This is a genomic window from Microbulbifer sp. SE14 (assembly GCF_059834885.1).
Window position 1 is genome coordinate 159642 of the sequence record NZ_JCBAJA010000009.1, and the last position, 10272, is coordinate 169913.

Annotated in this window: 8 protein-coding genes; 2 read left to right on the forward strand and 6 right to left on the reverse strand. The window is 62.6% G+C overall.

What is annotated here, in order from left to right:
* Positions 1–32 precede the first annotated feature (32 nt).
* From AC6R19_RS08985 to AC6R19_RS09010, 6 genes are all read right to left on the reverse strand, one after another.
* Entirely contained in the window at positions 33–680 is a 648-nt protein-coding gene (locus AC6R19_RS08985) for a NuoB/complex I 20 kDa subunit family protein (protein WP_500579463.1), read from the reverse strand.
* Between the two features lie 30 nt (positions 681–710).
* The gene (ndhC, locus tag AC6R19_RS08990) at positions 711–1127 is read right to left on the reverse strand and encodes an NADH-quinone oxidoreductase subunit A (protein ID WP_500579464.1); all 417 of its coding nucleotides are present in this window, start codon (positions 1125–1127) and stop codon (positions 711–713) included.
* 453 nt (positions 1128–1580) lie between these two features.
* Complete coding sequence (locus AC6R19_RS08995) at positions 1581–4355, reverse strand: valine--tRNA ligase (protein WP_500579465.1); 2775 nt, start codon at positions 4353–4355, stop codon at positions 1581–1583.
* 154 nt (positions 4356–4509) lie between these two features.
* Positions 4510–5388, reverse strand: coding sequence for a hypothetical protein (locus AC6R19_RS09000; protein WP_500579466.1), 879 nt, complete (start codon positions 5386–5388; stop codon positions 4510–4512).
* A 38-nt stretch (positions 5389–5426) separates the two neighbouring features.
* Positions 5427–5849, reverse strand: a complete 423-nt coding sequence (locus AC6R19_RS09005; RefSeq protein ID WP_500579467.1) for a DNA polymerase III subunit chi — start codon at positions 5847–5849, stop codon at positions 5427–5429.
* Between the two features lie 251 nt (positions 5850–6100).
* On the reverse strand, positions 6101–7567 hold the full coding sequence (locus AC6R19_RS09010) for a leucyl aminopeptidase (RefSeq protein WP_500579468.1): 1467 nt from the start codon (positions 7565–7567) through the stop codon (positions 6101–6103).
* Positions 7568–7754: 187 nt separating this feature from the next.
* On the opposite strand from AC6R19_RS09010, the gene lptF reads away from it, so the two are divergent.
* Both lptF and lptG read left to right on the forward strand, forming a co-directional pair.
* Positions 7755–8885, forward strand: coding sequence for an LPS export ABC transporter permease LptF (gene lptF / locus AC6R19_RS09015; RefSeq protein ID WP_500579469.1), 1131 nt, complete (start codon positions 7755–7757; stop codon positions 8883–8885).
* The gene (gene lptG, locus AC6R19_RS09020) at positions 8878–9939 is read left to right on the forward strand and encodes an LPS export ABC transporter permease LptG (RefSeq protein WP_500579470.1); all 1062 of its coding nucleotides are present in this window, start codon (positions 8878–8880) and stop codon (positions 9937–9939) included. Before lptF ends, lptG begins: the two co-directional genes overlap by 8 nt.
* Positions 9940–10272: the final 333 nt, after the last annotated feature.

The following is a 10272-nucleotide window of genomic DNA, read 5'->3' on the forward strand; positions in this document are numbered from 1 at the left end:
CCTGCAAGCAGGCTCCTACAGGGGAGGTTTGGTTAGACGGTATCGGGTGAACGCAGCCGGTCAGCCTTCATACGTCCTTCACGGCTCTCATCGCGCAGGCTGGGGCGCTCTATCCGGCGCGGGCCGTGATCATCCACCACCCAGCTGATTCCGCGGCGCTCCCTGGCTACCTGCTTTTGCAGCAGAATCAACCCCTGCATCAGTGCCTCGGGGCGCGGCGGGCAGCCGGGCACATAGACGTCCACCGGCAGGAAGCGGTCCACCCCCTGCACCACGCTGTAGATGTCGTACATGCCGCCGGAATTGGCGCAGGAACCCATGGAGATGACCCAGCGCGGTTCCACCATCTGTTCGTAGAGACGCTGCAGCACGGGAGCCATTTTTATAAAGACGGTGCCGGAGATAACGATCAGGTCGGATTGTCTCGGCGTGGCGCGGATGACTTCGGAACCGAAGCGGGAGATGTCGTGGCGGCTGGTAAAGGCGGTGGCCATTTCCACATAGCAGCAGGAGAGGCCGAAATTGAAGGGCCACAGGGAATTGGCCCTGCCCCAGGCCACCAGGTCTTCCAGTTTGGTGAGCAGGATGTTTTTTTTGACTTCCTCGGAAAAAATTTCTTCTTCAGTGCGCCTACCGCTCGCCGCAATCAGGTCGTCCGCTTTGGTTAACTGCCAGCGCATAGTGCTTCCCTGTTTTTTTGATAACGGTTTTTATTGTCGATCTTCCCCGGCTTCCATCAGGCTCTTCTGCCTTCCGCCCCAGTCTAGTGCGCCCAGGCGCCACAGGTAGATCAGGCCAGCGAGCAGTATCACTATGAAAATAGTCGCTTCGATAAATCCCAGCAAACCGGTCTCACGAAAGGCAATGGCCCAGCCGAACAGGTAGATGGCTTCAAGGTCGAAGACGATAAACAGGATTGCAACCAGGTAATAGGTGACGGAGAGACGCAGCCGCGCGCTGCCCTGGGATATGATTCCGGATTCGAAGGGCTCATCGGTGGCGGCATCCCGCCGGCGCTGGCCCAGGAAGTGCGAAAGGCCCAGCATCAGTGCGATCAAAGCGAATACGGCGAGGCCGTAGACGATTAGTGGCCATACCTCAGGGTCGAACTGGGCTGGGTAGTTCAACTTCTCTCTCCCCGATCTGCTGGCGGGCGCGGGCCCGGGTCCATCACTGATACAACGGTGTAAAAAGGAACCTCTGATTTGGTGTTGGTTACAGAATTTTCCCGTCGGCGCGGAAAAGTTTGACGCAAATTTACTTGTTATTTTTGTTCGGCATTGGCGCGAAAATTATTTGGCGCGCGATATAAAGCGAAACATTGCCTGATTTATAAATCTTTGACGGGGATAGCGCCAGTGAGGATAAGGAACGATTGCTTCTTAATCGAATGGTTTTTATGCATGTAGCTTCTGTGATATTGAACGTCACAGAATTTTTGCGGAAATGGAAAAACGGCACGGGTTGCCGTTTCGCACAGCCGCAGGCCGCCCGCGAGCGGGTGAGGCGCAGGGACGTACCTGGTGAAAAAGGGGCGCAAGGCCCCTTTTTCATTGTGTCGCGGAACTTAATACGCGCCATTAAAGCCTGCCGATTTCCTCCAGCTGCTGCTGCAGGCGCGCCTGTGCGCTCTGCATATCGGCGAGCTTTTCTTTTTCCTTGGCCACCACTTCGGCCGGTGCCTTGTCGACAAACTTCGGATTCTGCAGTTTGCCCTCGACGCGGCCCAGCTCCTTCGCCAGCTTGTCGATCTCCTTCTGCAGGCGCGCGCTTTCCGCCTGCACGTCGATCAGGCCGGCCATGGGTACCAGCAGTTCCATATCGCCCATCAGCGCGGTGGCTGAGGCGGGGGCGGACTCGCCGGCTTCCAGCCAGGTGATGGATTCAAGCTTGGCGAGCTTGACCAAAAGGCTGTGGGATTGCTCCAGCAGCTCCCTGTCGCGATCTGAACCGTTGCGCAGGATCAGCGGAATCTTCTTCGCCTCAGGGATCTTCATCTCACCGCGAATATTGCGCACTCCCTCGATCACCTGCTTCAGCCAGGCGATGGCCGCTTCCGCTTCGCTGTCGATACGGTGCTCGTTGGGCTCCGGGTAGGGCTGCAGCATGATGGTATCACCGGCAGCACCGGCCAGGTCCTTGACCCGTTGCCAGATCTCCTCGGTGATAAAGGGCATCAGCGGGTGCGTCAGGCGCAGCACCGTCTCCAGCACGCGGATCAGGGTGCGGCGGGTGCCTTTCTTGACCGCATCGGAGGCGCCCTCATCCCAGAGCACCGGCTTGGACAGCTCCAGGTACCAGCTGCAGTACTCGCCCCAGATAAAGTCGTACAGGGCCTGGGATGCGAGGTCGAAGCGATAGCTATCCATCGCCTCGCGCACGGTTTTTTCGGTTTTCTGCAGCTGGGAGATGATCCAGCGGTCGGCCAGGCTCAGCTCGAAATCGCCGCTGCCGTCCTGTCCGCAGTCGTGGCCCTCGCAGTTCTGCAGCACATAGCGTGAGGCGTTCCAGATCTTGTTGCAGAAGTTGCGGAAGCCCTCGATGCGGCCCACGTCGAATTTGATATCGCGGCCGGTGGAGGCCAGAGAGTAGTAGGTATAGCGCAGTGCGTCCGTGCCGTAGGCGGCGATGCCCTCGGGGAATTCCTTGCGGGTCTGCTTTTCGATTTTTTCCCTCAGGTGCGGCTGCATCATGCCGGTGGTGCGTTTCTGCACCAGGCTCTCCAGGTCGATGCCGTCGATCAGGTCGATGGGGTCCAGCACGTTGCCCTTGGACTTGGACATCTTCTGCCCGTGGCTGTCGCGCACCAGGCCGTGTACGTAGACGGTGTGGAAGGGTACCTGCTTCCTGAAATAGAGGGTCAGCATCATCATGCGCGCGACCCAGAAAAAGATGATATCGAAGCCGGTCACCAGTACCGAGGTCGGGTGGAAGGCTTGCAGTTCCGGCGTTTCCTCGGGCCAGCCGAGGGTGCCGAAGGTCCACAGGCCGGAAGAGAACCAGGTGTCGAGCACGTCGTCGTCCTGGCGCAGGACGACGTCTCTGTCGAGGTTGTGCTTTTCACGTACCTCCACCTCACTGCGGCCGACGTAGACATTGCCCTCGGCGTCGTACCAGGCCGGAATGCGGTGGCCCCACCACAGCTGGCGGGAGATACACCAGTCCTGGATATCGCGCATCCAGGAGAAGTACATGTTCTCGTAGTTCTTCGGCACAAAGTTGACGCGGCCGTCCTCGACCGCCTTGATGGCGTCCTCGGCCAGCGGCTGGGTCTTCACGTACCACTGGTCGGTGAGCCAGGGCTCGATCACCACGCCGGATCTGTCGCCGCGGGGAACCTTCAGGGTGTGGGGCTCGACCTTTTCCAGCAGGCCCAGGGCGTCCAGGTCGTCGACCACCTGGGAGCGGGCGGCGAAGCGCTCCATGCCGCGGTATTTTTGCGGCACGTTTTCGTTCAGGTTGGCGTCGGCGTCGAGGATGTTGATGATCTCGAGGTCGTGGCGCTGGCCCATCTCGTAGTCGTTGAAGTCGTGGGCCGGGGTGATCTTGACGCAGCCGGTGCCGAATTCGCGGTCGACATAGTCGTCGCCAATGATCGGGATTTCGCGCTCCGCCAGCGGCAGTTTGATGGTCTTGCCGATCAGGTGCTTGTAGCGCTCGTCTTCCGGATGCACGGCCACGGCGGTGTCGCCGAGCATGGTCTCCGGGCGGGTGGTGGCGACGACGAGATGGCCGGAGCCGTCCGCCAGCGGGTAGCGGAAGTGCCACAGGTGGCCCTGTTCCTCTTCGTTCAGCACTTCCAGGTCGGAGATGGCGGTGTGCAGCTTCGGGTCCCAGTTCACCAGGCGCTTGCCGCGGTAGATCAGGCCGTCCTCGTACAGGCGGATAAAGACTTCCTGCACCGCCTTGTAGAAGCCGTCATCCATGGTGAAACGCTCGCGGGACCAGTCGGGGCTGGCGCCGAGGCGGCGCAGCTGGCGGGTGATGGTGCCGCCGGACTCTTCCTTCCACTCCCACACCTTGTCGATGAACTCGTCGCGGCCCAGTTCGTGGCGGGACTTGCCCTCGGCGGCCAGCAGCCGCTCCACCACCATCTGGGTGGCGATGCCGGCGTGGTCCGTGCCCACCTGCCAGAGGGTATTGTCCCCCTGCATGCGGTGGTAGCGGATCAGCGCGTCCATGATGGACTCCTGGAATCCGTGGCCCATATGCAGGCTGCCGGTGACGTTCGGCGGCGGGATCATGATGCAGTAGGGCTTGGCCTGGGTGTCGCCGTTGGGCTTGAAGTAACCGTTCTCTTCCCAGGTCTTGTACCACTGCTGTTCTATGGCGTTGGGCTGGTATGTCTTGTCCATGCGGGTGTAGAACCTTGTGTTGACTGACTGCGGGCGCGGCTTGGGCACGGTTTCGGCACAGAATAGTGCGGCAATCCATCTGGCTGCGCCAAAAAGGCGGGAATTATACCGCCCGGCTCAGGGCGGCAAAAGGCGGGTTTGGCCGCTGGCGGGATCAGCCCCTGCTGGCTTCCAGCTCGTCGACCATCTGCTCGATGCGCGCGCGCAGCTGGCGCTCCAGTTCCGGCAGCTGCTTGGCCACCAGGCGGTCGATCAGCTGCTGGCGCTGGAGCGCGCGCTCGGTGAGTTCGGTTTCCCCCGCCTTGGGCTCGGGCTCAGGAGCGGTTTCCTCCGCGTCCAGCGCGGCTTGCGGTACCGTCTCCTCCTCGATGGGCGGTACGGGCTCGGGAGCCTCTTCGGGGGCTGGGGGCTCCTCGACCCGGGGCTCCTGTTGCTGGAGTTCTTCAGTCTTCGGCACCCGGCCGCCGGTCAGGCGCGCGCGGATATGGGCGGGCAGGAAGGGGTTTTCCTTTACCGGGCCCGGTTCCGGCTGGTCGAACAGCTCCCCCTGCTGTTCTTCTTTGTGGGTAGAAGGCTCCTCTTTTTTTTGCGCTGAGGGCTCTTTTGATGGCGCTGAGAGTTCTTTTGATGGCGCTGAGGGCTCTTTCAACGAAGCCGAGGGTTCCCTGCCGGTGGTGGGCAGGTCCTGCAGCGGGCGCAGCAGTGCGCGGTCGGACTCGTTGAGTTCGGCCCGGTAGTCATCGGGCAGCTCTTCGTCCACCGGCGAGAAGAGGATCGGCAGATCAATTTCGTCCAGCGGCTTCTGCTGTGGTGGACGGGGCGCCTGTACCGGCGGACGCGACACCCGCGCTGGCTTCAGGGGGGCGGAGGCCGGTCGGGACCCGCCGGGCTCGGCAACCCGGTCGAGCAGGGGGATATCGCCAATGTCGTCGGTGCCGAGGAGGTCGCGCAGGGAGTTCAGCTCGTCGAGCAGTTCGGAGGGCTGCCCACGCTGGTGTCCGCGCTGCTTGTTTTTGCTCTTTCGACCGGACATGGCTGGGTGAGTGGTTGCTTACCGTATGTGAATAGGTGTCAGTTGATCTTGTGGGATTGTAACGGATATCCGCGATCGCGGAAGTGGCTGAAGCGTGATCGTGAGCGCGCCAGTACTTCCGGCTGCTGCACGACGATTTCGGCCAGCCGTTCAAAGCGGCTGAACCAGCCGGGTACCTCGCTGCACAGGTTGATCAGCAGGCCGTGGTGCAGCCCCGGCTCCTCGCCGCAGTTGATCTCCACCGCCGTGCCCTGCCCGGCGCCCTGGGGAGCGTGGGGCAGGAAGCTGTCCTCGCGGAAGGTCCACAGCAGCCGGTCCAGCTGCTCGGCGCGCTCCTTGTCGTCCACCGCCAGCAGCACGCGCAGGCCGGCGCGGTAGGCCTTTTCCGCCAGGCGGCAGGCGAAGATGTCGGCTTCCTGGCGTTGGTCGGAAGAGAGTACGTAGAAATCTATTCGGGTCATAACATATATGTATCGGCGTTCTGTGTTGGTGCAGATTGGGCTGAGCGCAGCGAAGCCCAACGGGTGCCGCGGGCGATGTTGGGGTTGACTCGCGCCATCCATTGCGCTCGCCCTTCGGGCGCCTGCGGCGTCCCAATTTGCTCCCGGCAAATTGGTCGCAGGACTCCCCCCAACCTACACACTTTGCGAGTCCCGGGGGCGGGCCTGCGGCCCGTGCGCGGAGCTGGAATTTTCAGCTCTGCGCTCCCGGGTTATTTCCCCAACAGGTACTCCACCAATAGCGGCACCGGCCGCCCGGTTGCGCCCTTGTTGGCGCCGGAGTTCCAGGCGCTGCCGGCGATATCCAGGTGTGCCCAGGTATAGTCCTCGGCGAAACGGGCCAGGAAGCAGGCGGCGGTGACCGAGCCGGCCTCGCGGCCGCCGATATTCTGGATGTCGGCGAAGTTGGAGTCCAGCGAGGACTGGTACTCGTCCCACAGCGGCATATGCCAGGCGCGGTCGCCGGTGCGCTCGCCGGCGGCGAGCAATTCCTTCGCCAGTTCATCCTTATTGGCGTAGAGGCCGGTGGCGTGGTTGCCGAGGGCGATCACGCAGGCGCCGGTGAGGGTGGCCACGTCGATCACCACTTCCGGCTTGTACTTGGCGGCGTAGGTCAGGGTGTCGCAGAGCACCAGGCGGCCCTCGGCGTCGGTGTTGAGTATCTCGATGGTCTTGCCGGACATGGAGGTGACTATGTCGCCGGGCTTGCTGGCGCGGCCGCTGGGCATATTCTCCGCGGCGGCCACCAGGCCCACCACGTTGATGGCCGGCTGCAGTTCCAGCAGGGCGTGCATGACGCCGAATACGCTGGCGGCGCCGCACATGTCGAACTTCATCTCGTCCATCTGCAGGCCTGGCTTGAGGCTGATGCCGCCGGTATCAAAGGTGATGCCCTTGCCGACCAGCACCACCGGCTTGTCGCTCGCCTTGCCGCCCTTGTACTGCATGGCGATCAGCGCCGGCGGCTGGTCGCTGCCCTTGGCCACACTCATAAAGGCGCCCATGCCCAGGGACTGCATCTTCTTGTCGTCGAGCACTGTGGTGGTCAGCTTTGTATGTTTTTTCGCCAGTGCGCGGGCTTCGGCGGCGAGGTAGCCGGGGGTGCAGATGTTGCCCGGCAGGTTTCCGAGCTCCCGCGCCACATTGCTGCCCACGGCCTGGGCTGCACCTATGTCGACGCCGCGCTGTATCGCCTTCAACTGCTTGCGCTCCGGTGCATGCACGGTGAATTTTGCCAGCGGATTACCCTTGGCGTCGCTCAGGCAGCGGGTGAATTTGTAGGCGGCGAGGCCGGCGGCCAGGGCCAACTGCTGGGCCTGCCAGGCGGCTTCGGCATCGGCTACTTCCAGTTCGGTCAGGTAGCTGCAGGCGTCCTTGAAGCCCTTGGCGGCGCCGGCGCTGTTGCGGGCCAGCTTGCGGAAGTCGGCCTGGCTGAGCACGCCGTCACCCGCGCGCACCAGCAGTGCGCGCTCTGCCGGGCCCTCCACCAGGTTGAGCACCAGGGTGCTGGCCAGCTTGCCGCCGAGGTCGCCGCGCTTGAGTATCTTGCCGATGGTGCCGCCGCAGGCCTCATCCAGCGCGTTGCCGCTGGCGCTGAGGCGGTTTTTGGAGTCGACGGCGATAATGGCGCAGGCGCTGCGCTGCTTGCTGATATCGGAGACCTTGGCAGAGAACTGCATAATTCCTTTTCCTTTCACTTAAACGGAATTCGATGCCCCGCTGTTCGAGACATCGCGTAATAATTTGGCGATAATGCGCCGCAAAGTTTAACCCCTGAGCCGCCGGATTGCTGTACGGGGGCGCGACTTGCTCATTTTTTGATCCAGAATTCACCGCATCACTGTCGCCAAGGAATTCATTCGTCCTGTGATTATTTTCCGCTACCTCTGCCGCGAGCTGCTTTTCGCCACGCTGGCAGTCAGCGCTGTTCTTTTGCTGATGGTGATGAGCGGCCGCTTCGTGAAATACCTGGCGGACGCGGCGGCGGGCGACCTCTCCGCAAATATTCTCTTTTCCCTGATGGGCTACCGGTTGCCCGGCTTCCTGGAGCTGGTGCTGCCACTGGGCCTGTTCGTCGGCATTCTGCTCGCCTACGGCCGCCTGTATATCGAGAGTGAAATGACGGTACTGCACGCTTGCGGTTTCAGCGAGCGGCGCCTGCTGGTATACACCCTGGCGCCGGCATTTATCGTCGCGCTGGTGGTGGCGGCCATGAGCCTGTATTTCTCGCCCACCGGCATGGAGCGCTCCTCTGGCCTGCTGACCGCGGACAAGTCGCGCAACGAGTTCGATCACCTGGTGCCGAAGAAATTTGTTGCCACCGAGGGGGACAGGGCCGTCTACTACGCGGATTCCCTCAGCGAGGACAAGTCCACCATGTACGATGTCTTCCTCGCCGAGCTGGGTTCCTCCCGCGCGGAGACGGAGACAGACCACCAGATCGTCACAGTTGCGCGGGAGGGGGTGCAGCAGATAGACCCGGATACCGGGCTGCGCTACCTGGTACTGCGCGACGGCTACCGCTACGAGGGCGTTCCGGGTCAGCGGGATTACCGCCTGATGAAGTTCTCCAGCTACGAGGTGCAGTTGGAAATTCCCGAGGCCCGCAGTCGCTGGCGCGACCGCATCGAGTCCGCCGCGACCCTGGACCTGTGGCGCAGCGACAACCCGGTGGAGCGGGCCTACCTGCACTGGCGTTTCAGCCTGCCGGTGCTGGTGCTGGTGGTGGCGGTGCTGGCGGTGCCCCTGTCCCGTACCAACCCCCGCCAGGGCCGCTACGCGAAAATGATCCCGGCGGTACTGCTGTACATCACCTACCTGATGATTCTGCAGGGGGTACGCGGCGCCGTCGAGGACGGCAAGATCGCCAACCCGGCGGCCATCTGGCTGGTGCACCCGCCGTTTCTGATTCTCGGCCTGCTGATGCTGGGCGGGAGCAGTTGGAGGCGCCGACCGAAGCGCGTCGATTCACAGCCCCGGGAGGCCGGCAATGCGTAAGCTGGATACCTATATCGGCCGCACTGTGGCGCTGGCCGTCGGCGCGGTGCTGATGGTACTGATCGGCCTGGATGTGATCTTCGCGGTCATCGATGAGCTGGGCGACCTGGAGGGTGACTACCAGTTTGCCGATGCCCTGCAGTATGTGCTCTGGACGCTGCCGCAGCGGGTTTACGAGCAGCTGGGTTTCTCGGCGCTGGTGGGCTGTATGGTGGGGCTGGGCACCCTGGCCGGTACCAGCGAGCTGACCGTGATGCGCGCCGCCGGCGTCTCCATCGGCCGCATCGCCTGGGCGGTGATGAAACCGGTCATGCTGCTGATCGTGCTGGGGCTGGCGCTGGCGGAATTCGTGATTCCGCACACCAACCAGACCGCGGAAAACCGCAGGGCCATGGCCCTGGGCGAGCTGGAGGGCAGCGGCCTGGAAGAGGGGTTGTGGATCCGGGAGGGCGGCGAGTTCGTGCACTTCAATGCGGCGCTGTCCAGCGGCGAGCTCTACGGTGTCACCCGCTACCGCTTCGGCGATGAGCGGGAACTGCAGCGGGTGGAATTCTCCGAACTCGGCCACTTCACCGGCGACAAGTGGGTACTGGAGAACAACCGCGCCACCACCTTTACCGCCGAGCGCGCCCTGAGCGAGGCGACTGCGCGGAGCGAGTGGCAGGCGGATATTTCACCGGAACTCTTCTCCCTGGTGGTGCCGCTGCCGGCGGATTTGTCGCCGCGCAACCTCTGGTCCTACGGCAACTTCCTCGACCGCAAGGGCGAGGATTCCGGCCGCTACTGGCTGCAGTTTTGGAAAAAGTTGCTGCAGCCGCTGACCATCGCCAGCCTGGTGATGGTGGCCATCTCCTTTATCTTCGGCCCGCTGCGGGAAGTGACCACCGGCCTGCGCGTCTTTACCGGCGTTATCGTCGGCATCGTCTTCCAGACACTGCAGGACATGCTCGGCCCTTCGTCAGTGGTGTTCGGCTTCCCGCCGTTTATCGCCGTGTTGCTGCCGATACTGCTCTGTTTTGCGGTGGGCTGGTTGCTGTTGAAGCGCGCCCGGTAGATGAATGGTCGGTGGTTACTCAAGCTTCGGAGTTCACGGGGGTTGGCAATGTCGGAGTGAGGCGGCTTCGAGCGGCCCTGCTGGCGGTGGTTACCTGGCAAAAAACCTCATCGGTAAATATTTGCCAGGTAACCACCGCCAGCAGGGCCTAGCGCAGTGCCACCCGGAGCGTCCCGGACCTCGACGTGAACTCCGAAACTTTAGGTGGTTAGAATACTGACCACTGACCACTGACCACTGACCACTGACCACTGACCACTGACCACTGACCACTGACCACTGACCACTGACCACTGACCACTGACCACTGACCACTGACCACTGACCACTGAC